We start from the raw sequence: 26,103 nt of genomic DNA, 5'->3' as shown, positions 1-26,103 counted from the left end.
CATGCTAAGCACTAACATTTCAGGAAGGATGATAGCGATGAATAGCAGATCCTTTTGGCCGCGGGTTCTTGTTCTTAGTTTCCTCCTAGTCGCAGCAGAGCTGGAGATTCATACCGTCAGCGCTGCCTCTCAAGCCGTATCCTCTGAACAAGGGCTCGCGCCTGCCCAAAAAGATAAAAACCAATCCGCTGAGCGCAAAGATCTATTTGAGAAAACAAGCACGCTATCAGGTATTCCATGGGCCTACCTAGCGGCAGTCGACCAGTACGAACGAACCATGAATATAGCTAAAAAAAGAACGATCCAACCAACTTTGGTTAGCATTTATTTCAGCCCGTCAGATTGGACAGGCATCCTAAATCCTAATCAACAAGATACGAATCCAAAAAGTATTGCCTTCTTCCGCGGATACGGTAAAGATGGCTCAGGTGATGGTATTGTTGATCGCAACAATGATTTGGACGTACTTGCATCTATGGCTTTTCTTATGAGCAAAGGAGGCCTTCGTGAAGAAAATATACAAATAAGCTTATGGAATTATTATCAAAATTCAAGGAGCGTCGAGCGCATTAAGCAATTTGCCACTATTTTCGCTTCGCTAAATACCTTGGATTTGGCCGAGCACGCCTTCCCATTGCCTATTCAGGCTGACTACTCCTATCGAAGCACTTGGGGGGATAGCCGCGGCTGGGGAGGACACCGAATCCATGAAGGTACAGATTTATTCGCCAGATATGGAGTCCCCGTCCGCAGCACTTGCTTCGGCATTATTGAAGTTAAAGGCTGGAATCCTTATGGTGGTTGGCGAATCGGGATTCGCGATATCAATAATGTGTACCATTACTACGCGCATTTATCCGGGTTTCAAAAAGGAATCAAAGAAGGCGATATTGTAAAGCCCGGCCAAACTATTGGGAGGGTAGGCAGCTCTGGTTATGGTAAACCTGGTACATCCGGAAAGTTCCCTCCACATCTGCATTTTGGCCTTTACCGCGATAATGGCCTCACAGAATGGAGCTTCGATCCTTATCCTTCCCTGCGTAAATGGGAGCGCGAAGATCGTGTCAAAGGAACAAGCAAATAAGCCGCCCCTTATTGGGTCGGCTCTTCTTGTTTGTTTTCCTTTGATTTTGGCACCACGTTGTCAATATTGGGAACAGTCGCACCCCCATTCGGTAAACTTGGAAGTGATAAGTTGGGGGGGACACTATCCTTATTGCTTCCAACTGGATTCCCCTTACTATCAAAATAATAAGTAGGAACATCACCAACAACAAGCGAGTAAGAAATTGGAATTTCGGTTTCTACGATTTCCGTATCCGAGTCAAACGGGATTATCACCGAAACCTCTGCAATAATACGCACATACACCTCAAATAAAACCATATTAATCCCAGCGTTCTGGGAACGTGTATTAAGATCCACTTTCACATTACCAACCGGGAGCAGCTTAATGGGAACATCTGGACCAAACGATGCCAAAATAGCACTATTCATCGCCTGCCCTATAGGAATATGTTCATTAATGCTTTGCAAATTATTAAGTTCACCCTGGACGGTTTTAATGGTATCGGAGGTAATCCGCATGTGCTCCGCATAATTAAGCATGAACCCGGTAATTTTCCCGTTTTTGTCCGTTTTCCAATCAATAAGCTTTTCAGCATTCGTATTACCTGCAATATGATTCGCGATCGCACTATTGATTGCTTGTGTAGCAATCTGCTTAATACGAATTTTAGCCAAATTCATGAGTGGTGGACGTAAATTACGTTCCACGAACATAAACGACTGTACAACGAACAAGACTAAGATGAGAAGGCCGATGAGTAGAACCCTTTTGCGGCTTGTTTTCCCCGTAGGTCGGCTTCTCCACCGTCGTCTTCGCAGCATCCCTTTTCCCCCTGTCTGCTTGTCATTACTACAACCTTATGCATACAAAGGGTAAAAAAGAAGACGCTACCGGAACCTCGGCTCCATACATACAATTTCCACATCTACGAGCCTATACATACTACCCCCTAGTCTCAGATTATTGTACTCACCCATAGCGAATGTCTCCTTCCTTCAACAAAAAACCACCTTTTTTGGAAGGTGGCGAGTTGTATCAATTTTTGTGTCGTAGATTCAACGTTGTTTTATCTTCTTAATTATTTATTTTTCAGTTCGCTCATAATTTTGCGCCCCGTCGGTGTTTGGGCAAGACCGCCACCTGCTGTTTCGCGGTGTTTGTCGGGCATGGATGAACCGACTTCGAGCATGACTTGAACGACCTCGTCAGAAGGAATAACGCTGCGAACCCCAGCTAATGCCATATCTGCTGCGGCTAGAGCGGTCACCGCTCCGAATCCATTACGGACGATACAAGGTATTTCTACGAGGCCGCCAACAGGATCGCAGATGAGGCCTAGCGAGTTTTTGAGTGCAAGACCGACTGCATGAATGGCTTGTTCCGCTGTACCGCCACGCAGCTCCACAAGAGCACCGGCAGCCATTCCAATAGCAGAACCAACCTCTGCCTGACAGCCTCCTTCTGCTCCAGAGATAAAAGAATTATTGGCAATGACATAACCAATAGCACCAGCTGCAAATAGCCCGTAGACCATATGCTCATCGTCCCAACCGAAACGTTGCTGACAACTAACGAATACGCCGGGTATGATGCCGCATGATCCAGCAGTTGGCGTCGCTATAATGCGCCCCATGGACGCATTGACTTCAGAAACGGCAAGCGCATAAGCCATGACCTCGCTTGCTGCACCACCCAGATTAGACTCAGCTTGGTCTCTGAAGGTCATGACACGCTGCGCATCTAGTCCAGTCAGCCCACTGCGGGATGTTGTGTTTTCATGCAAGCCCCGTTCAACAGCACTCTTCATAATCGTATAATAATCAGCCATCTGAGCGAACTCTTGTTCCGATGGACGACCTGATTCTGCACTTTGTTCTTCGAGCATTACTCGTCCTATGCTCATATTTCGTTGTTCGCAAAGAACTTTAAGCTCTTGCAAGGTTGTAAAATTCATTCCGTCTCCTCCTCTAAGCTACTATTTCTGCTCAAGTCAATGACATCCACGGATTGAATTGCCGGAAATTGCTCTAGCTCCAAGATTAATTCGGAGGTAACAGGTACATCCAACTCCATCACCGTCAATGCATCACCGCTACGGCTTTTACGATCTACGGACATATGTCCGATATTCGTTTGTCGTTGTTTGAGCAACTGTGTGACATCCGCTACAACGCCCGGCCAATCATGATGCTTTATAACAATGGAAGGGTATAATCCCGATAATTTCACACTAAATCCATTGATTTCAATAATCTCGATGTTACCTCCGCCAATCGAAGTTCCGACAATCGATAATTGTTTGGATAATGCAGAGGAGGATAGCACGATCTTAGCTGTATTCGGATGGCTAAATAATCCTTTTCCTTGTTCAAATGAGACTTGCATGCCAGATTCATTCGCGATATCTATGGCCCGGGTAATTCTTGGGTCGTCAGTCGGCCAATCTAATAAGCCGCCTACGATCGCCAAATCGGTTCCATGCCCCTTATAAGTCGCTGCAAAAGACCCATAAAATAGGACATGCGCGAGCTCAGGCTGCGAACCGAACAACTGGCGAGCCGCTTTGCCTATGCGAACTGCACCTGCTGTATGAGAACTAGAAGGCCCGACCATCGCCGGACCGATAATTGAAAATACGTCTTTAAACCTCATAGAGGAAGCCTCCATACCTGTATATAAATCCTAACCTATACTATTTCGCTACAGGCTGTCTCTGCTCCTCCTCATATAGACGTAAAAAGCCCAACTTCCTCAGGACATCTGACATTCCGATGATCCCGATCCAAATGCTCTAGACAATCCCACTTTAACTTTCAATATTCATTTGGGATCACCTGTCCGTGTAAGTTTTTCCAATGCATCCATACATTTATTCATGACACTTGCGAGTATTTCAGCAGAGCGGACATTTGCAAAGGATTCCTACCTTCTTAGGGTTCCATCTTAAGTTCTTCTAAAGTCGGCATCCCATCTTGCGCGCCGAATCGGGTGACGGATAGAGAAGCAGATTTGACAGCGAATTGAACAGATTCATTCAATTCTTTCCCGCTTGCAAGCGCAACGCTGAATGCGGCGTTAAACGCATCGCCAGCTCCAGTCGTATCCACTACGCTGACTTTAGGAGCAGGCACCGTATGAAGGCTCCCCTCATATAGGAACGATCCGCCGTGTTTCCCTCTTGTTATTAGCAGTTGCGGACCGAACTCATCCTGCCAATCCCTCATTCCTAACCGTAGATCCTCGTCGTTTGCGTAAGAAGCACCGCTTAGCAGCTCAAATTCTGTTTCATTGGGTGTGAGGTAATCGACTAAATGAAGCAGTCCCTTTGACAATTTTTGAGCTGGAGCCGGATTCAATACGGTACGAACGCTACATTTACGTGCAATTTCTAGTGCTTTCGCAACCGATTCTATAGGAATCTCCAATTGTACTAGCAGCACGTCTGCCGTTAAAATAAGCGATTCATAAGCACTGACGAACTCTGGTGTACAGTTTCCATTCGCACCCGCAACGATAACGATGCAATTATCCTCTGACGTATGAAAAATAGTAGCGGTGCCTGTCGGAACATTATCCATGCGAGAAATACAGCTTGGTTCAATACCATGATCCTTCATCTGACGAAGAATCTTATCGCCAAATTCATCTTGTCCTACGGCTCCGATCATCGTAACCTTAGCGCCTAGTTTGGCACAGCCTATAGCTTGATTGGCTCCCTTACCTCCTGGAATTGTATGTATGTCTGTTCCACTGACCGTTTCGCCCAATTTGGGCATGCGCGGCATGGAGACGACAAGATCCATATTTAAGCTTCCGACCACAACGATATGCGGTTGTTTCACGTATTCTTCCTCCCTTTTCGTTCACATTTTTCATGATGATGCAAAATGTTCGTTTTGGCAATATGCAAGAAAGAACCTCGCGCCCACTGTTCGGTGGATATCGAGGTTCTTCTTATGATAATTGCCAGTGTGCCAATGATTGTAGGCTCCGTCGAACCCGCATCAACAGCTGAGGAGGTTGGTTTGGAGACGCAAGTCTCTTGTAGGTATGCTGACGAATTTAGGCTCGATGAATCCAATCGAGCGATTGGCGTATACCTCAACCTTGATCATTGCCTGACAGCATCATCTATCGTCGTGTGAATAGCAACTTGCTGTTCCTTACAGGCTTGCTCAAACCAGTTCTCCGGCTGCTTGTTCGTGATGACTCCCGTTGCTTGATGCAAAGGAATAATCGTAAACAACGCGCTTTTCTCCAGCTTGCTTTGGTCGAATACCGCGTATACTTGACTGGAGCGTTCGATCAGCAGCTGAGCGATGCGAGCTTCCAATTCGGAATGCATCGTGAATCCGTGATCCAGCGAAACGCCGTCCACGCCAAGAAACATTTTGGTAACGTTAATTTTATCAATCACGCTTTCGGCAAGCGGACCGCTAAGCTCATAGCTCTTAGCACGCATGACGCCGCCAATGACTACAACTTGGACGCCATCTGCATCTGCCAGCTCAGAAGCGATGTTCACAGCGTTAGTGACAATCGTTATATTGCGATGTTTTTTCAATGCTCTAGCAATGAAAAATGTTGTGGTCCCCCCGGTCAGACAGACGATGTCCCCTTCCTCAACCAGCTTCGCAGCCACTTCGGCGATTCGTTCTTTGCCTTGCCGCTGGAAAAAGCGTTTGTCCGCAAAGGGAAGCTCGGAGGTTGATTGCATGAGCGCTCCTTCATAGATCGCTCCACCAATGGTACGAATAATTTGTCCAGATTTCTCTAGTAAATCCAAATCGCGTCTTGCAGTAGCTTCCGAGCAGCCGATAACTTCGATAATTTCTTGAATCGATATTTTTCCATGCAATTTAATAAGCTCCAGAGCCTTCGATCTGCGCAGCTCGCTCTTTGAATATTCCATAACTCTCTCCTTTGACGAATCGGAGTCCGTCATCCATGCTAATCCTAATTTTGGAGGATGAAGGGCTGGATTGCAAGCGGACTCGAGTGAACTGCAATTCTATTGTGCCAGCATCGATAATTTCCTTCGCCAAGGTCACAAGTGGAGAGGGACGTAAAGGGAAACTAGCCACAACCGTGCTGCCACGCTTTCTCTAGGCTTCCGCTAACAAAGCTAGATCCTGATCGTTAGTCGCCACGAGCTTCTCCAAAAACAGAGGCAGGTTCGTATTCCCCTCTCCCCTTCACCAAACGTATCCCCTACAGAGCAATGACTTTCACTTGCTTTACGTATTCTTGGAAAAGTTGATAGTCAATATGACCAGCTTTATCAGACATCGCATTCGCAGCTGCAGCCGCTGAAGCGATTCGCAGTTTCTCAGCAGGATCAGCTCCGCGTTCTTCCGCGAAAGCCATGCCTGCAACGAACGAGTCGCCGCAGCCAACCGTATTCACAGCCTGAATCTTTGGAGGAATAATTTGATACCCTTCCCCATCGATGAAGGCTATGGCTCCGCGACTGCCAAGTGTGACGCACACTTGGGCTATGCCTTCGCTTGCGAGCTTCTCGGCTGCTGCTGGCCATTCGGCTTCATCCAAGCGGTCACGTCCTAGCCATTGAGCCAACTCTTGTTCATTCGGCTTCACAAAATGAGGCTTAGCTTGCAGCCCACTGCTCAGCGCAGCTCCGCTTGTATCCAAGAAAGCGCGCGCGTTCGTGGATTGAATGATGCCGATCAGCTCGGCGTACAATTGAGCAGGCGCACCCGGAGGTAAGCTGCCGGACAGTACGACAACGCTTGATTGCAGAGCCAACCTGTGCAAGGTTTCTTTGATCTCAATGATTTGAGCTGCGTTAATATCGGGTCCCTGCTCAAGCAGCTCTGTCGAGGTCCCGTTGGACTCATCAATGATATTCAGACAAACGCGCGATTCTCCTGGCACACGAACGAAAGAAGTCTGAATGCCCCGTTCCATCAGACTTCCCTCAATAAAAGAACCGCTGCTCCCGGCAGCAAATCCAGATGCCGTTACGTCACCGCCAAGCAGTCGGATGACCTTGGCTACGTTATTGCCTTTACCACCCGGTTCGGCGATTTGCCGGGTGACGCGCTGAACGTCACCCAAGCCAAACTGCTTTACATAGTACGTTTTATCGATGGCCGCATTAAGCGTAACCGTTGTGATCATCGAATATCGCCGGCTTTGCCGATACAGCCGCAAAGCTGCATTTTCTCAATGGCAAGTCGCTTCACAGCTTCTTTCGCAGGAACCATGTATTTCCGAGGGTCATTTTCCTCAGGAAGAGCAGCGAACACCTCTTTAATGGCATCCGAGAACGCGATGCGCAATTCTGTAGCAATGTTCATTTTAGCCATCCCAAGAGCAACCGCTCTTTTCACCTGTTCAGCCGGAATACCTGACCCGCCATGCAGAACCAAAGGAGCTTCAACGCGATCGGCAATTTGACCAATTCGTGCGAAGTCGATGTTTGGCTCTCCTTTGTAAATACCATGAGCCGTACCGATAGCCGGGGCTAAGGTAAACACACCTGTGCGCTCAATAAACAGGCTGCATTCATCTGGATCGGCTAATAGCGCATCGCGTTCGTCCACGACGATGTCGTCCTCAACGCCGCCAACCTTGCCAAGCTCTGCTTCCACATTCACGCCTGCGGCAGCTGCCACTTCCATCACTTTGCGCGTGCGTTCAACGTTCTCTTCAAAAGGATACATGGAAGCATCGATCATAACCGATGTGTAGCCTGCACGGATACACTGAACGATCGTCGGGAAGTCTGTACAATGATCCAAATGCAGTGCAATCGGCAGTCCCGTGCGATTAGCAGCAACCGTAGCTGCAGCCGCGATGTAGTCAGGGCCTAAATGTTTAACCGTCCCTACCGTCGATTGAATAATAAGCGGGGATTGCGTTTCGACCGCAGCTTCAACGACCGCTTGAAGCATTTCCAGTGTGTGTACGTTAAAAGCACCAACGGCATATTTGTTTTTTCTAGCAATTCGAAGCATTTCAGTGGATGAAATAAGTGGCATAATAAGTTCCCCCTAAGCGTTTTTCGCCAGAAAATTGGCATCGTAATCGTAACTTTGGATCTCTTCCATAAAATCGATCCCTACAAGCGTTACTGCGTATTTCGAAGATTATCAGCACCGTAAGTTGTGCTGAACTGATATCGTTTTATGAAACAAAGGAACGAGCAGCACTCATCTTTGTTTATGGCGATGCAGCGCCCATAGCGCGCTTCCAATAATGCCCGCATCGTCATTGAGCTCTGCGGTCTTGATTACAAAATGATCGCGGTAATCTTCGAGCAGTCTCACATTCAATTCTTGCTTCATCGGTTCAAAGATCAGTTCGCCCGCTAAGGCGCCTCCTCCACCGATAACAATGGCATCCGGCGAGAGGATCGTCACGACCCAGGCAAGCGCGCGTCCAAGCGTGCGTCCAGTCTGTTCAAGCACATCTCGCGACAGGCTATCGCCAGCCAGACAAGCACGCGATACATCACTTGCGCGAATGTTCTTCACGTCGGGAAACCACTCGCGGAGCATACTTTCCTCGCCTTGCTCTATTCGCGTCTGGGCTTGTCGCGCGATCCCTGTCGCAGATACGAACGTTTCGAGACAGCCAATTCTTCCACAGCTGCACGCGAAGTTTACATGGTCTATCGGTACATGCCCAATTTCCCCCGCCATGAAGCGATTTCCATAGTACATCTCCCCATGCTGCACGAAAGCTGCAGCCAAACCTGTACCGATCGTTATCCCATATACGTAATCGTGCCCGCGCCCAGCGCCTGCAATCGCTTCGCCGTATACATACATGCGCACATCATTATCGATAAAGACAGGCTTCCCGGTCATTGCGACAAGCTCCGCAACGACAGGAACTTGATGCCATTGCAAATTTACCGCTCGACGGCTAATCCCTGCCTCGGGATCAACGAGACCAGGAATGCCAAGACCAACTACCTGCACATCTTTAGAAGCGATTCCCGCTTCTTCTCTTAGCTCTTCAAGCGTCATCGCGATTCCCTCTAGAATAGCGCGAGAGCCTTTTTCAGGAGCCGTCGGATATTTCCGTTTAACAAGAACGTTACCGCGTTCATCCAACAAGCCGCAAACAATATTCGTGCCGCCAACATCAACACCTGCTGCATATTTCAAGGATATCCCCTCCTCCTCTACTGCCAATTATGCCTCCCGGTCATAGACCCTGCGGCCGCGCACAAAAGTTTGGCACACTTGAAAGTGCTCATTCACAATAATTAGATCTGCATCCTTACCTAGCTCAATCGTTCCTTTAGTGTTTTGTAAACCGATTTGCGTGGCAGGATGAAGCGTGAGTGCGGGAATTATTTCTGCAATATCCATCCCTGTGAACGCGACGGTGTTGGCCAAAGCTTCGATCATCGTCAGCGAGCTTCCGGCCAGACCGCCTTCTGTCCCATCTTCTTGCTTCAAATAAACCTTGCCCTTGTTCATAATAACGGGCAGCTTGCCGAGCACATATTCGCCATCCGGACATCCAGCCGCGCACATACTATCGGTGATCAGAAGAACCTTTCCTTCCGGTTTTACAGTGAAAGCCCACTTGATCAAACTCGGATGAACATGATAGCCATCGCAAATCATTTCAACCGCTAATTGATCCAACATCAGGGAACCGCCAACAGCTCCCGGTTCTCTATGGTGCAGAGGTCTCATCCCATTGAAAAGATGCGTAACCTGAGTAGCTCCCCACTCCACCGCTCGCTGCATCGTTTCGAAATCGGCGTCCGTGTGACCTAAGGAAATGACGACTCCTTTTTGAACGGCATGACGGATAACTTCCTCGGCATGATTCAATTCCGGAGCAATCGTCATCAACTTGATCGTTCCCTGCGAAGCTGACCAAAACGCTTCAAATTCTTCAATAGAAGGTTCCCGAAGATCCGCTGGATTCTGAGCCCCACATCTAACCTTATTCAGAAATGGACCTTCAAGATGAACACCAAGCAGGTTGGCGCCGTCGGGCTCGCGTTCCACCTTCATCGATTGTGCAGCGCAGTCTAGCGCACGAATGATCTCTTCATTGGTTGCGGTAAGCGTTGTTGCTAATAATGAAGTTGTTCCATTCGAAGCATGAAATCGGCACATACCTTGAAGGTGGTCAACACTTCCCAGCATGGCATCATAGCCCCCGCCGCCGTGAACGTGAATATCAATGAACCCTGGCAGTAAAAGCTGCCCGCAAGCATCCATTCGATCCTGCGCTTCTGCAAACTCGTCTAAGATAGTCTCATAAGAAGCAATTTTAGCAATAAGGCCATTCTGGATGAGTAAGCTGCCGTTCTCAATCCAGCCTGTAGGCGTTAGAATGCGTGCGTTATAAATGAGTGTCGCTTTATGCTGCATCAACATCTCCCCTTTTATATGTAAGCAATTTAAATTGATTTTTTATTTCATATTCATGATTATAATAATCTTATCAAATGATTTTTTCAATCTTTTTTTGATTCATTTCGTTTAATCTATGAAATTGTAGCAATGAAATATCAATTAAAGATTGTAAAAATCATTAATTGATTGCAAAAATCATTTTATGATTGAAATAATAAATTATTTGATTTAAAATGACACTACAGACACATCCCTATCTAGGAGGTAATTATTCATGAGCTTAACTTATCGTGAAATTAAACAGCAATATACAGCATTACAACACACCTACGACTACTTGCAGGCTAAGAGACAAGAAATCGTTGCTTTTGCCAAAGCGCAATCCGTCACTTCCATCACATTCGTAGGCTGCGGCTCCAGCTATTGCTTAAGCGAATCCGCTGCGTTTTCCTTCCGTTTACGTGCGGGACTACCTTCAAGCGCACTCGCAGGCGGCGATCTGATGCTAAATCCAGAGCGCTATCGCTCTTTGCTTGCAAACACCTTGCTAGTAGCACCATCGCGTTCGGGCAGTACAAGCGAAGTTGTCGAAGCGGTGCGCCTGATCCAAACCGACAAACATATTCCTGTGTTGACACTCTCCTGTGTGATGGATTCTCCGCTTTCCCGACAAGCTGATTTTTCCCTTGAATTGCCTTGGGCATTCGACCATAGCGTTTGCCAGACTCGAACTGTGAGCAATCTCTATGTAGCTAACCTCATGCTGGCTGCCTTCCTTGGCAACGACGAAGAATTGATCGCTGATATCCAAAAGGCCATCAGCCAAGGCGAAGCTTTCATGACACGCGTTGAAAGCGGCATCCGTAAAGCGGCCGATTTCGCATGGACGAACGCCGTAGTTCTAGCCGACGGCGAACTGCAAGGCCTAGCATCCGAAGGGGCCATTGCTTTAACTGAAATTGCCAAAGTACAGGCGCATTCATTCCATCTGCTGGACGTTCGCCACGGTCCCATGGTAACCGTTGGAGCGGACACGCTCGTCATCGCGGCAATCTCTGGTGATGGCACAGCGCATCAGCGTAATCTAATGCGCGACATCAAAGGCAGAGGCGCAACCATCATCGCCTTCGCTGATCGGGCTGAGGCCGTTCCAGCCGAGTACGTTGATCTCGCTGTCATCTCAGACAATGAATTAGATATTGCCGCCCAAGGCATCCCTTTTATATTCATTCCCCAAATCGTCGCTTTGACCAGCGCAGAGCGTCAAGGTATTAATCCGGACCAACCGGATGGCTTGGTGGCTTGGGTTAAGCTGTAAAGTTAGCAGTACGTATATATTTAACTTGAGAAACCTCTTGGTTCGCACATGTTTAGAGTGTGCAAACCAGAGGTTTTTGTGTTTTCATTACAGGCCGTTAACCGCTGACTTGGCCCTACTGCCTCATGCGCCATTTCACTGTATACACAATCCAATCATGCTACTGTACTTTCCAGCACGTAAAATACGAGATCCATGAAATTAAAAAAAGGTAGCCCGACTGCCTGTTAGCAGCTGGACTACCTTTCTGTTCTTCCTTACTTATCTGAGTAGAATCAGGCTTTTTCTACGCCATTGACACCACACACACCATCGGTACACATCTCGTCTGCTGAACCAGAAGATGGAGTCAAGTCGATGAGCGGATGTGCTTCATACCAGGCCTTCTCCAAAGTATCCAAAAATACGGCCGGAGACTGGGCACCAGAGATCGCATATTTACGGTTAATCACATAGAAAGGCACGCCCTGAACGCCAAGTCTCGCCCCTTCCTCCTGATCGGCCTGCACCTCTTTCACGAACTGCTCACTCGCCAGCATCGCAATAATCGCCTCTGAATCAAGACCTGCCTGAGCCCCGATCGCCGCTAATGTCGCAGCTTGGCCGACATGTTTGGAATCTGTGAAATAGGCCTTAAACAACAGCTCTGTCACTTCTGTGCTTTTCCCGTATTGTGCAGCGTAGTGAATAAGTCGATGAGCATCTAATGTATTCGTCAGGATCATCGTATCAAACTGATAATCCAGTCCCAAGGCTTTCGCTTGCACGGTCAATTGATCGTTCATACGGATAGCCTCCTCACGGCTCATTCCGTACTTATTGGCAAGCATGTCATGCACATCATGTGCTACATCTTTCGGTGAACTTGCATCCAATTGAAAGCTTTTATAAACGATTTGAACCTGATCTCTTTGAGCAAATTGCTCCAGCGCTTCTTCAAAACGACGTTTACCTATATAACAAAACGGACACATGATGTCCGACCAAATTTCTACTTGCATATGAATGCCTCCTCGGTTAATTTAGAAAATTTATATAAAAATTGCCGTGATCGAGTCAACTGCAATTCGTATAAGCACATTATAGGTTAACAACAGCAACTAGGCAAGTCCCCGCCGAATAACAAAAAGATTGCTGCTCATCCAACTTTAAAGTCAGATAACAGCAATCTTTTATTTCACTACGTTCAGGGAGCGTAACGGTCCATAATGAGACTCGTCTTCAAAACGTCAGATTCAACAAGCCAGCCTTTGCTGCGCAGCAGATCGATCAATTCCGTGCGAACACTAGTCGCTTCGCTTAAGCTATCGGATTTGAAAGACGCTTCAACAATATCTTCCGTACCGGTTTTGCTTGCATTCAGAATCGTCCATACCTCGATGTCTAACTCCAATTCCTCGAAAGTTCCCTTGTATCTTTTGAAATCAATTGGACCATAAATAACCGCATTGTTCAGTTGGGTTTTTCCCCAACCTGAACTCGTCCAGTTGGCTAATTTACTCGGCGCGTTACTCACAGACAAGCTACGGGATGCACTTAGATTCGGTAATTTCAGACCACTCCCGCTGGAGCCGGAAACCGTTAACTCTTTCTCATATTGAACGCTCAAGGTTTGTTTGCTGAAGGTCCAATCAACTTGAAATTCAAAACCGGAAGCCGAGCTGTCTAGACCATCGTTTGCCGCGGTCGTTAAAGCGGCGTCAATGTTGCCATTTGCAATGGGATAACGCTTCTTGAACTGCAGTTGATGTGTGCTTTGATCGCTTCTTTTGCGAATGCGATCACTCCAACCTTGAGCGTCCAACGTGCGTGAAGCTGTATCCATATACTGAACGCGATAGCTTTTGGAAGATGAGCCAGTGTCGAACTGACTGCGAACCGCGCTAACCAAGTTATGACTGGAGTCTGCTACCTTGCTTGGAGCCAAATTTAATTTAACTTCATAACTCGGTTTCCCATTCTTGGCAAGCGCCTGCTGGGGGGAGAACACCGCAGTCAAGAGCACTGCCGCCGCCACCGTCATCAAGCTTAACTTCATTCGCTTATTTCTTATCAACATACCTTCATCTCCTAGTCAATTTAGATTGTTAGCTTGGTATTAGTAACGGTCCATAATCAGTTGTGTCTTCAAAGAATCTTGTGCTAAGAACCAGCCTTTACCCTGCAAATAAGTGATTAACTCATCATGCTTAGTAGATGCTGTAGCTTCGCTATCTGTCTTGAATGAAGCTTCAACGATATATTCAGTTCCAGTACCCGCTGCATTTTTAATCGGCCATACTTCAATATATACTCGCAGGCCGTTCCATGTACCAACGGAGCGCTTAGCAAGTACGGGACCATATACGCGAGAGGAAGAAATTTTACTGGCGCCCCATCCGCTGGACACCCAATTATTAAATTTATCTGGCGCGTTATTAATGAGCAGACTGCGGGAATCACTTAAAGATGGCAGATCCATTCCACTGTAACCCGATTTAGTGCCGCTTTTGGAACGGGTAATGCTCAGGGTTTTCTTCTGATAGCCCCACTCCACTTGCGCTTCGTAATTCGTATCGCCAGAATCGAATCCCTCTTGATTCGCTTGCGTCAATGCCGCATTGATATCGCTGCCTGTAATTGCATAGCGCTTCTTGTAGCTAAGCTCGAAGTTACTCTCTCCTTCGGTTTTACGAATCCGCGGACTCCAGCCGTTGTTGTAGATATCCTTTGCGTTCGTGTCTAGAAACTCCACATTCATCTTCGTTACAGAATCGGGCATTCCGAAGGCAGTTTTGACGCTGCCAGCCAGTTTAAAATCAGAACCGAGCACAACACTTGGATCGAGCAGCAGCTTCACCTCGTAGTTTGGCACCATGTTGCTTGCAGCCGCTGCGGGCTTGGGCGCTCCAGACAATCCCACTAATAGACTGGAACCTACAATCACTGCGAGAACGGCCGTGCACACGTTTTTCTTGCGCATCATTCATCTCCTTTTTTTCCGTCTGGAAAGTTTTTCATTACAAACTAGACACTAAAGGAGAAATGTCATGGGATTGTTTTCTTCATATGTGGTTTTTGTAAATAAAATTAAAACATTCGGACAGAATCACGTAAATGATCAAAGAAGCTATCGAAGAAAGAGGAGCGAAGTCGGTCCTCGTTATAGGTGAAGTAGATGTACCTCTTGAATGGGTTCAGCGGAATCGGACGATACGTCAGCTCACCGCGTTGAACCTCTTTAGCAATGGCAAGCTTCGAAATAAAGGAAACGCCATCTCCAGCCATAACCGCTTGCTTAATCGCCTCAAGAGAGTCCATTTCCATAACCGGTCTCAGCTCAATACCCTGACTTTTGGCCCATTTCAACGTCATAGAGCGCGTTGTGGATTCTTGGCCGTGTAGAATAAAAGGGACATCATTCAACTGATCCGGATACAACGTTTCCAAACGGGACAACCGATGAGCAGGGGCAAAAAAGATAACAAGCTCATCCTCGCATAACGTTTCCCCAATAAGCGGCGCCCACTGAAACGGCTCAGAGGACATGATGCCAATATCGATTTCGTGATTCAACAGCATGTCCTGAATAACGGGGGAAGTCCGTACAGTTAACGAAATTGAGATCTTTGGATATCGCTTCGAGAATTGGCTCAGAATGGCAGGAAGCACATAAGTGCCTGGCACGTAGCTTGCTCCTATTTTGAGTAAACCGCTGCCCCGCTCATCGAATTCTTTCACAACTCTTTCTGCTTCCTGAGCAAGTGCATTAATCTTCACAGCATAGTGGTGGAGGGATTGTCCCGCTTCGGTCAGATGTACTTTTCCTGCTTTTGCATAAAACAACTGCACCCCCATGTCCTTCTCCATACTTTTCATGTGAAAGGATACCGTCGGCTGTTTCAAGTCCAAGTGATCGGCTACGGCGGTTATTCGTTTGTGCTTGTCCAGCAATTCAATGATTTGAAGCTTGGTTAAATTCCAGTTCATCATGGGCGGCCCCTCTTCACAGGTTCTTGTCGCCCTCATTATAGAAAAAATCTATGAAGAATAATAGATTACCAATAAAAATTTAACAAAAGATTTACATCCCCATGACACTCTATTAATTGTGCATCGCTAGACTAAATCTTGAGTTCCTAAACACGGAAGGTAGCCTAAGATGACTTTACAACTTCGCGAAATTAACAAATCATTCAGCTCCACACCAGCGCTGGAAGCCATTGATCTCTCCCTGACGAAGGGGAAGTTTACTACCCTGCTCGGTCCATCGGGCTGTGGTAAAACAACCCTTCTCCGTATCATCGCTGGACTTGAAACGCCGGATCAAGGAGAAATTCACTTCGGGGATATCTGCTTATATTCCAAAGTGCGCCGGGTCAACCGTCCCGTGCATCAGCGCAATTTCGGCATGGTCTTCCAAGACTTCGCGCTTTGGCCGCACTTGAATGTGCTGGAAAATGTCGCCTTCGGTCTAAAAGCTAAAGGGGATACTGCGGATTGGCGCAAAAGATCCATGGAAGCCATTGAATTGGTTCGCTTGAACGGGATGGAAAAACGCTACCCGCACCAGTTATCTGGCGGTCAACAGCAACGCGTAGCGCTCGCCCGCGCCGTAGCGGTTCGTCCGCAGCTTGTCCTTTTCGATGAACCCATGAGCGCTTTGGATGCCCTGCTGCGCGACGAGATGCGTCTCGAAATTCTAAACCTTGTTCGCAGCATCGGTTTCACCGCTGTCTACGTGACCCACGATCAGACGGAAGCGATGTCGATGTCCGACGAAATCGTCGTGATGAATAAGGGGCGCATTTTACAAAAGGATGCTCCTGAAGCGATTTACCGAACGCCTAATCATGCTTTTACCGCTCGTTTTATTGGTAAAACGAACTGGCTGGAGCCAGAAAAACGGCTCATTCGTCCAGAGCATGTGCGATTGACGCCACTTTCTACGGAAGTTGATTCACCCTTAGAGCCTGCAAATGAGCTCTTCTACGATGGTGTTGTTCAATCCGTCAGCTATACCGGTGAACGTTACGAAATCGGTGTGGACTTGGGTGGTTTAGGGGTATGGATGGCCTATCATTCCGCACGAAGATCGATTGGAGAACACGTACGCTTGTACGTTTCCCAAGTACATATTCATCACATTGAACGCAAATAAGAGAGGAAGATTGCCACTATGTCTATCAAAATGAAGAAATCTTTGAAAACAAGTACATTAGCTTTAATGTCCGTTTTAATTGGTGTTGGCTTGAGCGCTTGCGGGACTGGGACAGCAACAAAGCAATCAAGTGCAAGCGCCACCCCTTCGGCTGCCACTCCAGCAGCTACGACAGCCGCCTCAGCTGACCCTAAGAAACTAAGCGGCAAGCTTGTTGTCTACAGCGCTGGCCCGAATGATTTGGCTGTGAAAATTCAAAAAGGCTTCCAAGCTAAAACCGGCGTAGAAGTCGAAATGTTCCAAGGAACGACGGGTAAAATTTTGGCGCGAATGGAAGCGGAGAAAGCGAACCCAGTCGTTGACGTTGTGGTCCTTGCTTCCCTGCCAGCTGCGATTGGGATGACCAAAAGTGGCCTTACTCTCCCTTATAAAGAAGCAAAAGGCGCCGACAAGCTGCTTCCTGCTTATTCCGACAAAGAAGGCAACTATTTTAGCTACAGCCTATCAGCTCTAGGCATTGCTTATAACACGAAGCTCGTCACCACCCCTCCCAAAGAATGGAACGACCTGACAAAGCCTGAATGGAAAGATAAAGTAAATATTCCCGATCCTGCTCAATCTGGTTCAGCACTAGATTTCATGACGGGCTATGTCAACAAAAACGGGGATGCCGGTTGGGATTTATTCAACAAGGTGAAAGCTAACGGCGCAATCATCGCCGGCGCTAACCAAGAAGCGCTAGATCCCGTGATCTCTGGTGCAAAAAGCATCGTCATGGCAAGCGTAGACTACATGACTTATGCATCCAAAGCTAAGGGAGAGCCCATTGATCTAATTTACCCAGCTGGCGGAACCGTCATTTCTCCACGACCGGCTATGATTATGAAGGCAAGCAAAAATACGGACAATGCCAAAGCTTTCATAGATTACCTTATTTCCGATGAAGCGCAAAAATTAGTCACAGATGCCTACGTATTATCTGGTCGCAGTGACATTCAAGTACAAGGTAGACCTAGCGCAAAAGACATTCCTGCTCTGCAAGTGGATTGGGGCTGGATGAACGACAATCAAACCACGGTTTCACAGAAATTCACGCAACTGTTTAAAAAGTAAGCACTGGATGAGGATGACAGCCCGATGATCATAAAACGTACGGGGACGGTTTTAGCCTTGCTGCTTCTGGCAATGCTAATCGTCCTCCCTCTTTTATATGTATGTATGACCAGCATATGGCCGCACGGCTCGCTCGATTTGCTCGCGCCAATTCGCACCGTGCTGGAGAAAGATTTAACTTCCTTATTCACCCATTCCTTGATGCTTGGTGTATGGGTTGTGGTCGGCAGTACGCTGCTGTCGCTTCCTTTAGCTTGGATCATGGCCAAAACCCCGCTGCGCAAGCATCGGTGGCTGGACATCGTGCTTCTGATCCCATTTATGACGCCTCCCTACATCGGATCGATGGGTTGGATTTTATTTATGCAGCCTCGAGGCTACCTTGAGCAGCTTTGGCCTGCAGGTCAGTGGATCAGCAGTCACTTCTTCAGCCTCTTCGGCATGGTGACGATTATGAGTCTACATTTATTTCCGTTCCTGTACTTAATCTTGCGAAATGCCATTGAACAAATTGGCGGAAACAAAGAAGAAGCAGCAGCCATCCATGGAGCAAGCTTCTTCTACTCGGTGCGGCGCGTTATGCTGCCGCTCATTTTCTCTAGCTACGTGATGGGCGCACTGCTCATCTTCGTGAAGACATTGGCCGAATTCGGCACGCCAGCGACGTTCGGTCGCCGCATCGGCTATTTCGTCCTTACGACGGAAATTCAGGCTTCGATTTCTAGTTGGCCGATTGATTTCGGCAAGGCAACCTCTTTAGCTTCCTTGCTTCTCATGGTCTGTCTAGTGCTTTGGTACGTTCAATCCGTCGTCGTACGGCGGCATTCCTATAACTTAGTCAGCGGTAAAGGCTCGCGCGAGAAAATATATGCCCATCGCAGTTGGCAGCAAGCCATCGCATGGGGGTATATCCTTATTCTACTTGGCGCTGCCATTGGTATTCCTTACTTCTCCATCGTTTCTGCTTCGCTGATGAAGCTCCGTGGAAACGGTCTGGCTTGGACCAACCTTACACTCCAGCATTACGGAGAGCTGCTGGCTTGGGGATCCCCAAGTATGAAAGCGCTGCTGAACAGTATGGGACTTGCCCTGCTCGCCGCCTGCTTAGCAGCGGCACTTGGCACTTGGTTTGCACTTACGATCGGCCGCTCTCGCCGTCTGCCTCAACGCGTGACGGATATGCTGAGCTTGCTGCCGAATACGGTTCCCGATATGGTCATGGTCGTTGGACTCATCATGCTGTGGAACGCACCTTGGATGCCAATTCCACTCTATAATACGTATGGTATGGTCGTTCTCACCTACGTTATCTTCTTCCTTCCTTACACCGTACAATACGTGAAGGGACGGAATGGTCAACTCGACGAATCCCTGCGTCAGGCTGGGCAGGTTTTTGGCGGCAAGCCCTGGTATGTACTCCGGCGAATCATGCTGCCGCTGCTGCTGCCTGGTATTCTGGCCGGTTGGATGATGACGTTCACAATCTCGCTTCGGGAACTGGTGGCTTCACTTATGGTGCTGCCACCCTCGATGCAAACGTCGGCCACCTATATTTTTGCCCAGTTCGAGCAAGGACAAATCTCTCTAGGCATGGCGATGGCCGTCGTTTCCGTCGGCTTAACAACGCTGCTTCTGCTTCTCGTGAACAGCATGAATTCGAATAGAAAGTGGAATGCGTAATGATGCAATTGAAAGTCTGGGGCGGCGCCGGTGAACACGGTCGCTCCTGCTATTGGATAAAAAAGGGGAAGACCAGCATCCTTCTGGACTGTGGTGTTAAACGCGTTGGCTGCGGTGAATATCCCCTGCTTGAATCGTCTGAAATTAGCAATTTGGATGCTGTGTTCCTTTCTCATGCCCATGAAGATCACTCGATTGCCCTTCCATTGCTGTACAAGTATGGCTACACAGGGAAGGTATGGACAACACAAATAACCGCAGAACAACTGCCTATTTACTATCGTTCTTGGAGCAACTACGTCCAGCAGCAAAGCGGCGAGCTACCTTATGAAGAGAAGCATATCTCGCAAGTAACGTACGCCTTCTTGGAGGAAACAGTCCGACCTCTTAGGTGGATGGATCTCTCCCCCACGATTCGCCTGTGTTGGGGCAGAAGCGGTCACATGCTTGGATCGGTCTGGCTGCTGCTCGAAATCGAGGGCAAGCGATTATTTTACTCGGGCGACTATAGCGAGGAATCGCTCCTGCTCGGAACAGATTCCTTGCAGGATTTACCCGGCGGCATCGGAGGGCTCCATGGCGCCATTATTGATGGCGCTTACGGGGTAGACGCCGAGCCGCAAGCCGAAAAGCTCGCTAAGCTGTACTCGTCAGCAGAGAACGTGCTGACCAGCGGCGGACATCTCTTACTGCCAGTACCCGTTAGCGGCAGAGGGCAAGAGCTTATGCTGCTCATGCGCCAGCAATTCCCGACTGTGCCGATCCGAGTCGAGCAAGAGCTGCTGGGCGCAATGGAACTCATGTGCCAGCAACCGGAATGGCTGCAGCCAAAGGCAGAACGCTTCATCGCTGAAGCGCTGAGCAACGGAAGCTTCGAGGTTATCCGGGATGAGGTTGAGCGCGAGCGCCTGCTCACAGAAGAGCAGCCAAGTATTTTCTTCACCAGCGATGGCATGATGCAATCTCCAAAGGCTAGGTGGTACTATGAAAAACTACGAAGCAAACCAGCTAACGGCATCCTCATTACCGGTCACGTCGCCAAAGGCAGCTCGGCTCATCAACTCCTTGCTCAGTCCGAGGAAGTGCGAGGCTGCCAGATGATGGCCGTTCGTTACAAAATCCATCAAGGACTGCCAGATGTGCAGACGATGCTTCAATATTTGCCAAGCAGCTGTCCTAAGCTGCTTGTACATGCCCCAAAAATAGAGACTGACTTACTGATTCAACAGTTGTTGACGGAAGGCTACTCTGACCTGCTCTCCTTACAACCTGGAGATCGTGTCTTCTTATAAAGCCATGAGTGTACCGCTACTACAAAGTTGGGTAGCTCAGCCGATTAAATTCATGTCTTCATCGTTATTAACTACAAAGGAGCTGTCTTCCCATCAATTGTTGATGAGTGAAAACAGCTCCTTTTTGAGTGTATTAAGCTTGTCCTTTTTCTAGATCAGGGGCCTGTTCTTCCTTTAACTTGTACCACAATAACACACCTAGAGAACACAAGCTTACCAAAAATAAAACTCCGTAAACGTCGCGATAAGCATGAACAAGTGAAGCATTCTTCTCCAGCGCAAGAAGAATACCGCAAGCGGCAACGGAGATTGAACCTCCGAAAAACTGAATCAGCTGCATAAGTCCCATCCCTGAGCCTACGAATGATTTGGGAAGAATGCGTGATGTCTCGTTGTTTAAGGACGCGATTGTCGCTGAAAAAGCAGGTGAGAAGCATAGATATCCACAAAGGATGATTGCGGGTGAGACGCCAAGAATGAAATAAAAAGCAGCCATGACGACCGTCAAAATCCCATGACCAATAAACAGAAAACGCAAGTTCCCGTACCGATCAATCCACCGTCCCACATAACGCGTTAGAAAAGCAGACAGAATAGCACCGGGCGCTATTGTCAAACCAATTGTCAAAGCGGATTGGTGGAACAAATTCGCCAGTGCAAGCGGCATAAGAAATAAATTTCCAAGATTCATGACCAAGATACAGAATCCAATCGCCAAAAGCTTGCGATAGGCGGATTTCGTCAAGAGATCGGGATTAATAAATGGTTCTTTCTTATGCTTCATATGCCAAGCATGCGCTAATATAGATAGCACAGAAATGCAAAACCATACCAAGGACCTCTGCGTCACGGCTAGAAGTAATGTCCCCGCGTTGACAATGGTCAAGAACGCGCCAAGGCCATCGAACCGAAAGGGCACCGCGTTTTCTTTGGGTAACAGGTTGAGTAACACGGGGAGAATGACGAGGACAAGACAAGTTATGGCGAACAAGCCATTCCAGCCAAAATACTCACTAATGAGTCCACCCACAATCGGACCGAGTCCGAAAGCCATCGCACTTCCCGCAGAAATCATAGCGATGGCGGATCCCCTTCTTTCGATAGGAATATACCGACTTGCCAGAACTAGACCAAGCCCCGCCATGACACCTGCTCCTGCGGACTGAAGAATGCGCGCTATAAGCAAAGCGTTGAAATCCCGAGCAAATAATCCGAACACAGACGAAAGACCAAGGACAAGAAGCCCGATAGTAAGCAATCTACGCAGGGACACAACGTCTGTGAGCCTGCTATAAATAACAGTGGCTAAAGCATAACCAATGGAATAGCTAGAAATAACCCACGATCCCATATCCGCGGAAATGCTTAGCTCTCGGATGATACTAGGGATCGAAACATTGAACATCGTCGTGTTCATTACAACGATAAAAAGACCGATCGTCCAGACCGGCATGACAACCTTGTCGTTCATTCGCATTACCATCCTGTCTTGGCTCGAGATGAGTTCATTGTTAGATTCCCTTATTATACAAAATTGCGCGCAAATATTCGTGTTCATTCGCCACGCTGAAACAGCAACCACTGATAGCAAAGCTTTGTTTACGTTCATGCTAGAGCCTACGTTTGGCATTTAATTACAATTCATGCTCGTATTGTCTGCAATTTTTTGTTGGCTTATGCTCTAATCTATGTAAGAAGACAAAAGCCCTCCGACCCATGTGGTCTGAGGGCTTTCAAGTATTTATTTACTAGATAGCTTCATAAAAAGGCGAATCCATCGGAGCAAATAAAATAACCACTTCATATAATTATAGTATGAATATCTATTCATGATAAATGCTAGGGAGGGATTAGTATGGTTGTATTATTCATTATCATTTTATCTGGATTTCTTTTGCACCTGTTATTACAACCACCTGTTGACACGAATGAAGAAGACTCGAAAACAACTGATATTTTTGCAGAGCTTCATTTAAACAGCGTGAGCGTTCCCGCTCAACCTCAACCTCAACAAGCACTCACTACGAATTTGACGAAAGAGGAGTGAGTGCAGAATGCTAGGGTCCGGTATGGTGTCTCTTACAGTTATTGCATTTTTGCTTACAATGATTTTGGTTCTTTGGCGTCCAAATGGTTTAAATGAGGCCATACCAGCTACCATTGGGGCTGCATTGGTGCTTTTAAGCGGAAGTGTTTCCATATTCGATTTAGCAAAGATTGGAGCAACAATAAGCAGTGCCGCAATAACCATACTGGCAACAATCGTTATGGCTATAATTTTAGAAAGCTTCGGTTTTTTCTCTTGGGCGGCTGAAGGACTAGCCGCTAGAGCTAAAGGTTCCGGCATACGCCTTTTTTGGTATGTCAATTTAATATGCTTTCTCATGACCCTATTTTTCAACAATGATGGGAGTATTTTAATTACAACACCTACGCTGCTCATTCTACTAGAACGTCTAGGTTTAAAAAATCACGAAAAAATTCCCTATCTTCTTTCCGGCGCATTAATAGCCACTGCATCCAGCGCTCCTATCGGCGTAAGCAATATCGTTAATCTCATCGCACTGAAAATTGTTGGAATGGATCTCTACATGCACACACTCATGATGTTCGTTCCCGCTACGCTCGGATTACTATTTCTCTTACTTTTATTATTTCTATGTTTCTACCGACAATTGCCGCGTAGACTTCCCAAAAAATTAAATATAAAAATGAGCCTGGGTAAACATCCCCTTTCTACAGACCTCCCCCCTCACTCATCGATAAAAAATCGCAATAAATTTATGCGAAATGTCCTTCTTTTTGTATTCTCGGTTCGTGTCAGCCTTTTTATCGCTTCCTATATCGGTATTCCGATAGAAATCGTAGCTGTTCTTGGCTCCACTCTTTTACTTGGATGGCGATGGATCGTTTTGAAAGTTTCGCCGTCCGATATGCTCAAAAAAACCCCTTGGCATATCCTTGTTTTTGCTTTTGGCATGTATGTAATCATTTACGGTTTAAATAATATTGGACTGACACACTGGCTAGTAGCTGTCTTTCAGCCTATTGTCTCCGGGGATTTGGTCAATGCCAGTTTATTAATGGGGTCTCTCCTCTCATTCATGTCTACTTTCTTTAACAATCACCCTGCTTTAATGGTCGGGACGTTGACGCTAACGAATATGGGACTTGACCCATTAACATTAAAAATCGCTTACTTGGCAAGCGTAATTGGAAGTGACGTGGGCGCCTTGCTTCTACCTATGGGAACCTTGGCTTCGTTAATTTGGATGCATATTCTCAAACAGAACAAGGTAAAAATTAGCTGGAAAGATTACACAAAAGTTACTTTGATCGCTATTCCCCCAACCGTCGTTTTTACATTGGTCTTGTTGGCTTATTGGGTCAAATGGATTTACTAAATCGTAAGAGAGAAGGTGAAAACGAACATGGATTTTTTAAAACCATATCTTGATAAGCAAATTGCGATTGATATACCAGGAGATAGTAGACATACGGGAATTTTGGTCGATGTCGGGTCGGATTTCCTTGTCATTTGGGAAGACTCGAAATATCTATACGTTCCCACTCCTCACGTCCGCCATCTTGCGCTTCATTCGAAGCTAGAATCAGGTACCTCCAGTCTCCAACCACCTTCAAATAATTATCATGCTTCCATCTCATACGCATCGACTTTAGCTCATGCAAAAGGATTATTTTGCGACATTTATTTAGCGGAGCATCATACGATATCCGGCTATATAACAAATATACAAACGGACTATTTCATCTTTTTCTCTCTAAACAAAACCATGCTGATTCCTTTCTCTCGCTTGAAATGGATAAGTCCCTATGATAATCATGCAAACCCTTATTCTTTGGATCATGTACAGCTTGCGCCTCAGAGAGGCGAAGCGACTTGGGCCCCAACTTTTGGCGCTCAGCTGCATGCGCAAGAAGGCAACCTGATTTCAATGAATGAAGGATTGAATACGCACCAAATCGGGCTGCTGCTTGCCTTTGAAAACAATATGCTAGAGTTAGTTACAGCAAATGAAACGAAGCATTACTATCACCTTCAACATGTCATTAATATTTGTCTAGTTTAAGTTGATATAAAGAAAAGAAAGAGGTTATCTGTGGATAACTTCTTTCTTTTTTGATTGTTACGCACATAGATTAGGAAGCAATAGGATCAGGTAGACGTTAGGAATCGCTGACAGTCAATCGCGGCCATACAGCCGGAACCGATTGCATTCAAGATTTGCCGATATCGGCGATCCTGAACATCGCCGCAAGCGAATATGCCAGGAATGTCGGTTTCCGTTGTGCCAGGCTTCACCTTTAAATAACCATGCTTGTCTATGGGCAGTTGATTTGCAAGAAATTCCGTGTTTGGCTTGCTTCCTACTGCAACAAAGACTCCCTCAGCTGCAAGGTTTTCTTCTTGGCCTGTTACCGTATTGGTCACCTTCAATCCCTTAATTCCCTTCTCGCCGGCCAAGACCTCAATCGGTGTCCGATTCATTAACCAGTTGATCTTGGTAATCTCTCGGGCTCTATTCATTAGTGCTAGGGAAGCCCTCGGTTGATCGCTCCGATTAACAATAGAGATTTCTGACGCATAATGAGATAAATAGATTGCCTCCTCCATAGCTGAATCCCCTCCACCAACAACGATAACCTTTTTATTACGGAAAAAGAATCCGCTGCATGGAGCGCAGGTGCTTACCCCAAGCCCCAAATGATCCTTCTCGCCAGGTATGCCGAGCAGCTTTGCAGTTGTGCCAGAAGCAATAATGAGTGTGTTTGTTTGCAGCTCTCCCCAGCCTTCTAGCCAAACCTTAAAAGGGCGCTTGGCGACATCAATCCTGGTGACATCACCGATTTTCACCACGGCCCCGAACTCCTCGGCTTGTTTAAACATATTATCGAGCAGCTCCGGTCCCTGAATGCCGTGGAGAAACCCTGGGAAATATTCAATTTCCATTGTCGTCGTTACGTGATAACTTGGGCTTTGCCCTTTGATTACTAGTGGCTTTAGCCCTGCCCTAGCTAAATAAACGGCCGCTGTGAATCCAGCAAATCCAGCCCCGATGATAATGCTTTTGTGCGTCATATTAGCCTCCTGCAAGATCAGACTCCGGCTATTCACA

The 26,103-nt window shown here is 47.1% G+C and carries 25 protein-coding genes; 10 read left to right on the top strand and 15 right to left on the bottom strand.

Going from position 1 to position 26,103, the window contains the following annotated elements; translation table 11 throughout:
• The first annotated feature begins 28 nt into the window (after positions 1–28).
• The gene (locus tag GK047_RS20625) at positions 29–1,084 is read left to right on the top strand and encodes a M23 family metallopeptidase (protein ID WP_481856033.1); all 1,056 of its coding nucleotides are present in this window, start codon (positions 29–31) and stop codon (positions 1,082–1,084) included.
• 8 nt (positions 1,085–1,092) lie between these two features.
• On the opposite strand, the gene yunB is transcribed toward GK047_RS20625, so the two are convergent.
• The 4 genes from yunB to rbsK all read right to left on the bottom strand — a co-directional run bounded on the left by yunB (position 1,093) and on the right by rbsK (position 4,911).
• Positions 1,093–1,887, bottom strand: coding sequence for a sporulation protein YunB (yunB, locus tag GK047_RS20620; RefSeq protein WP_163951536.1), 795 nt, complete (start codon positions 1,885–1,887; stop codon positions 1,093–1,095).
• A 260-nt stretch (positions 1,888–2,147) separates the two neighbouring features.
• Positions 2,148–3,023, bottom strand: a complete 876-nt coding sequence (gene sdaAA, locus GK047_RS20615; RefSeq protein ID WP_163951160.1) for an L-serine ammonia-lyase, iron-sulfur-dependent, subunit alpha — start codon at positions 3,021–3,023, stop codon at positions 2,148–2,150.
• Positions 3,020–3,721, bottom strand: a complete 702-nt coding sequence (gene sdaAB, locus GK047_RS20610; protein WP_163951157.1) for an L-serine ammonia-lyase, iron-sulfur-dependent subunit beta — start codon at positions 3,719–3,721, stop codon at positions 3,020–3,022. The genes sdaAA and sdaAB overlap by 4 nt, the downstream gene beginning before the upstream one ends.
• Positions 3,722–3,999: 278 nt before the next feature.
• Positions 4,000–4,911, bottom strand: a complete 912-nt coding sequence (rbsK, locus tag GK047_RS20605) for a ribokinase (RefSeq protein ID WP_163951153.1) — start codon at positions 4,909–4,911, stop codon at positions 4,000–4,002.
• A 45-nt stretch (positions 4,912–4,956) separates the two neighbouring features.
• On the opposite strand from rbsK, the gene GK047_RS20600 reads away from it, so the two are divergent.
• Complete coding sequence (locus GK047_RS20600; RefSeq protein ID WP_163951150.1) at positions 4,957–5,214, top strand: hypothetical protein; 258 nt, start codon at positions 4,957–4,959, stop codon at positions 5,212–5,214.
• Here GK047_RS20600 and GK047_RS20595 read toward each other — a convergent pair.
• The 5 genes from GK047_RS20595 to nagA form a co-directional block, all read right to left on the bottom strand.
• On the bottom strand, positions 5,181–5,981 hold the full coding sequence (locus tag GK047_RS20595; RefSeq protein ID WP_163951147.1) for a DeoR/GlpR family DNA-binding transcription regulator: 801 nt from the start codon (positions 5,979–5,981) through the stop codon (positions 5,181–5,183). The genes GK047_RS20600 and GK047_RS20595 overlap by 34 nt on opposite strands.
• 299 nt (positions 5,982–6,280) lie before the next feature.
• Entirely contained in the window at positions 6,281–7,210 is a 930-nt protein-coding gene (pfkB, locus tag GK047_RS20585) for a 1-phosphofructokinase (RefSeq protein ID WP_163951141.1), read from the bottom strand.
• A complete protein-coding gene (fba, locus tag GK047_RS20580; RefSeq protein WP_205516897.1) occupies positions 7,207–8,073 on the bottom strand; it encodes a class II fructose-1,6-bisphosphate aldolase in 867 nt (288 codons plus the stop codon). The genes pfkB and fba overlap by 4 nt, the downstream gene beginning before the upstream one ends.
• 171 nt (positions 8,074–8,244) lie before the next feature.
• Positions 8,245–9,207, bottom strand: coding sequence for an ROK family protein (locus GK047_RS20575; RefSeq protein ID WP_163951138.1), 963 nt, complete (start codon positions 9,205–9,207; stop codon positions 8,245–8,247).
• Positions 9,208–9,234: 27 nt separating this feature from the next.
• The gene (gene nagA, locus GK047_RS20570) at positions 9,235–10,437 is read right to left on the bottom strand and encodes an N-acetylglucosamine-6-phosphate deacetylase (RefSeq protein WP_163951135.1); all 1,203 of its coding nucleotides are present in this window, start codon (positions 10,435–10,437) and stop codon (positions 9,235–9,237) included.
• A gap of 259 nt (positions 10,438–10,696) precedes the next feature.
• Here nagA and GK047_RS20565 point away from each other — a divergent pair, with 259 nt between their 5' ends.
• On the top strand, positions 10,697–11,740 hold the full coding sequence (locus tag GK047_RS20565) for an SIS domain-containing protein (protein ID WP_163951132.1): 1,044 nt from the start codon (positions 10,697–10,699) through the stop codon (positions 11,738–11,740).
• Positions 11,741–12,015: 275 nt separating this feature from the next.
• On the opposite strand, the gene GK047_RS20560 is transcribed toward GK047_RS20565, so the two are convergent.
• The 4 genes from GK047_RS20560 to GK047_RS20545 all read right to left on the bottom strand — a co-directional run bounded on the left by GK047_RS20560 (position 12,016) and on the right by GK047_RS20545 (position 15,709).
• A complete protein-coding gene (locus tag GK047_RS20560; protein WP_163951128.1) occupies positions 12,016–12,741 on the bottom strand; it encodes a DsbA family oxidoreductase in 726 nt (241 codons plus the stop codon).
• A gap of 185 nt (positions 12,742–12,926) precedes the next feature.
• Positions 12,927–13,799: a hypothetical protein gene (locus tag GK047_RS20555; protein WP_163951125.1), complete on the bottom strand. Its 873-nt coding sequence runs from the start codon at positions 13,797–13,799 to the stop codon at positions 12,927–12,929.
• Positions 13,800–13,838: 39 nt separating this feature from the next.
• Positions 13,839–14,705 (bottom strand): hypothetical protein, encoded by an 867-nt coding sequence (locus tag GK047_RS20550; protein WP_240344068.1) that lies wholly within the window; start codon positions 14,703–14,705, stop codon positions 13,839–13,841.
• A 104-nt stretch (positions 14,706–14,809) separates the two neighbouring features.
• On the bottom strand, positions 14,810–15,709 hold the full coding sequence (locus GK047_RS20545; RefSeq protein WP_163951531.1) for a LysR substrate-binding domain-containing protein: 900 nt from the start codon (positions 15,707–15,709) through the stop codon (positions 14,810–14,812).
• A 172-nt stretch (positions 15,710–15,881) separates the two neighbouring features.
• On the opposite strand from GK047_RS20545, the gene GK047_RS20540 reads away from it, so the two are divergent.
• The 4 genes from GK047_RS20540 to GK047_RS20525 are packed head-to-tail and all read left to right on the top strand — an operon-like array spanning position 15,882 to position 20,965.
• Positions 15,882–16,880, top strand: coding sequence for an ABC transporter ATP-binding protein (locus GK047_RS20540; protein WP_163951122.1), 999 nt, complete (start codon positions 15,882–15,884; stop codon positions 16,878–16,880).
• A gap of 18 nt (positions 16,881–16,898) precedes the next feature.
• Positions 16,899–17,993, top strand: coding sequence for an ABC transporter substrate-binding protein (locus tag GK047_RS20535; RefSeq protein WP_163951120.1), 1,095 nt, complete (start codon positions 16,899–16,901; stop codon positions 17,991–17,993).
• 24 nt (positions 17,994–18,017) lie between these two features.
• Complete coding sequence (locus tag GK047_RS20530) at positions 18,018–19,673, top strand: ABC transporter permease (protein WP_163951117.1); 1,656 nt, start codon at positions 18,018–18,020, stop codon at positions 19,671–19,673.
• Positions 19,673–20,965, top strand: coding sequence for an MBL fold metallo-hydrolase (locus GK047_RS20525; protein WP_163951114.1), 1,293 nt, complete (start codon positions 19,673–19,675; stop codon positions 20,963–20,965). Before GK047_RS20530 ends, GK047_RS20525 begins: the two co-directional genes overlap by 1 nt.
• Positions 20,966–21,098: 133 nt before the next feature.
• Here GK047_RS20525 and GK047_RS20520 read toward each other — a convergent pair whose 3' ends face one another.
• Positions 21,099–22,436, bottom strand: coding sequence for an MFS transporter (locus tag GK047_RS20520; protein WP_163951112.1), 1,338 nt, complete (start codon positions 22,434–22,436; stop codon positions 21,099–21,101).
• 384 nt (positions 22,437–22,820) lie between these two features.
• Between GK047_RS20520 and GK047_RS20515 the strand changes: the two genes are divergently transcribed.
• Genes GK047_RS20515 through GK047_RS20505 form a run of 3 tightly spaced genes read left to right on the top strand, consistent with a single transcriptional unit; the run spans position 22,821 to position 25,056 of the window.
• Positions 22,821–23,012, top strand: coding sequence for a hypothetical protein (locus tag GK047_RS20515; protein WP_163951109.1), 192 nt, complete (start codon positions 22,821–22,823; stop codon positions 23,010–23,012).
• Positions 23,013–23,019: 7 nt separating this feature from the next.
• Positions 23,020–24,369, top strand: coding sequence for an arsenic transporter (locus GK047_RS20510; protein WP_163951106.1), 1,350 nt, complete (start codon positions 23,020–23,022; stop codon positions 24,367–24,369).
• A gap of 27 nt (positions 24,370–24,396) precedes the next feature.
• Positions 24,397–25,056 carry a hypothetical protein gene (locus GK047_RS20505; protein WP_163951102.1) on the top strand — a complete coding sequence of 220 codons (660 nt, stop codon included), beginning with the start codon at positions 24,397–24,399 and terminating at the stop codon, positions 25,054–25,056.
• Positions 25,057–25,142: 86 nt separating this feature from the next.
• On the opposite strand, the gene GK047_RS20500 is transcribed toward GK047_RS20505, so the two are convergent.
• Positions 25,143–26,066, bottom strand: coding sequence for an NAD(P)/FAD-dependent oxidoreductase (locus GK047_RS20500; RefSeq protein ID WP_163951100.1), 924 nt, complete (start codon positions 26,064–26,066; stop codon positions 25,143–25,145).
• Between the last annotated feature and the right edge of the window lie 37 nt (positions 26,067–26,103).

The organism is Paenibacillus sp. SYP-B3998 (assembly GCF_010820665.1).
Taxonomy (GTDB): domain Bacteria; phylum Bacillota; class Bacilli; order Paenibacillales; family NBRC-103111; genus Paenibacillus_E.
This window is presented reverse-complemented; position numbering and strand designations above follow the sequence as displayed.

What these genes read in the sequence shown, in the direction of transcription:
- GK047_RS20625 (WP_481856033.1), top strand. Translation starts at nt 29, where the DNA reads ATGATAGCGATGAATAGCAGATCCTTTTGGCCGCGGGTTCTTGTTCTT.
- sdaAA (WP_163951160.1), bottom strand. Translation starts at nt 3,023, where the DNA reads ATGAATTTTACAACCTTGCAAGAGCTTAAAGTTCTTTGCGAACAACGA.
- sdaAB (WP_163951157.1), bottom strand. Translation starts at nt 3,721, where the DNA reads ATGAGGTTTAAAGACGTATTTTCAATTATCGGTCCGGCGATGGTCGGG.
- GK047_RS20600 (WP_163951150.1), top strand. Translation starts at nt 4,957, where the DNA reads ATGTTCGTTTTGGCAATATGCAAGAAAGAACCTCGCGCCCACTGTTCG.
- GK047_RS20595 (WP_163951147.1), bottom strand. Translation starts at nt 5,981, where the DNA reads ATGGAATATTCAAAGAGCGAGCTGCGCAGATCGAAGGCTCTGGAGCTT.
- pfkB (WP_163951141.1), bottom strand. Translation starts at nt 7,210, where the DNA reads ATGATCACAACGGTTACGCTTAATGCGGCCATCGATAAAACGTACTAT.
- fba (WP_205516897.1), bottom strand. Translation starts at nt 8,073, where the DNA reads ATGCCACTTATTTCATCCACTGAAATGCTTCGAATTGCTAGAAAAAAC.
- nagA (WP_163951135.1), bottom strand. Translation starts at nt 10,437, where the DNA reads ATGCAGCATAAAGCGACACTCATTTATAACGCACGCATTCTAACGCCT.
- GK047_RS20565 (WP_163951132.1), top strand. Translation starts at nt 10,697, where the DNA reads ATGAGCTTAACTTATCGTGAAATTAAACAGCAATATACAGCATTACAA.
- GK047_RS20560 (WP_163951128.1), bottom strand. Translation starts at nt 12,741, where the DNA reads ATGCAAGTAGAAATTTGGTCGGACATCATGTGTCCGTTTTGTTATATA.
- GK047_RS20555 (WP_163951125.1), bottom strand. Translation starts at nt 13,799, where the DNA reads ATGTTGATAAGAAATAAGCGAATGAAGTTAAGCTTGATGACGGTGGCG.
- GK047_RS20550 (WP_240344068.1), bottom strand. Translation starts at nt 14,705, where the DNA reads ATGATGCGCAAGAAAAACGTGTGCACGGCCGTTCTCGCAGTGATTGTA.
- GK047_RS20545 (WP_163951531.1), bottom strand. Translation starts at nt 15,709, where the DNA reads ATGAACTGGAATTTAACCAAGCTTCAAATCATTGAATTGCTGGACAAG.
- GK047_RS20540 (WP_163951122.1), top strand. Translation starts at nt 15,882, where the DNA reads ATGACTTTACAACTTCGCGAAATTAACAAATCATTCAGCTCCACACCA.
- GK047_RS20535 (WP_163951120.1), top strand. Translation starts at nt 16,899, where the DNA reads ATGTCTATCAAAATGAAGAAATCTTTGAAAACAAGTACATTAGCTTTA.
- GK047_RS20530 (WP_163951117.1), top strand. Translation starts at nt 18,018, where the DNA reads ATGATCATAAAACGTACGGGGACGGTTTTAGCCTTGCTGCTTCTGGCA.
- GK047_RS20525 (WP_163951114.1), top strand. Translation starts at nt 19,673, where the DNA reads ATGATGCAATTGAAAGTCTGGGGCGGCGCCGGTGAACACGGTCGCTCC.
- GK047_RS20520 (WP_163951112.1), bottom strand. Translation starts at nt 22,436, where the DNA reads ATGAACGACAAGGTTGTCATGCCGGTCTGGACGATCGGTCTTTTTATC.
- GK047_RS20515 (WP_163951109.1), top strand. Translation starts at nt 22,821, where the DNA reads ATGGTTGTATTATTCATTATCATTTTATCTGGATTTCTTTTGCACCTG.
- GK047_RS20510 (WP_163951106.1), top strand. Translation starts at nt 23,020, where the DNA reads ATGCTAGGGTCCGGTATGGTGTCTCTTACAGTTATTGCATTTTTGCTT.
- GK047_RS20505 (WP_163951102.1), top strand. Translation starts at nt 24,397, where the DNA reads ATGGATTTTTTAAAACCATATCTTGATAAGCAAATTGCGATTGATATA.
- GK047_RS20500 (WP_163951100.1), bottom strand. Translation starts at nt 26,066, where the DNA reads ATGACGCACAAAAGCATTATCATCGGGGCTGGATTTGCTGGATTCACA.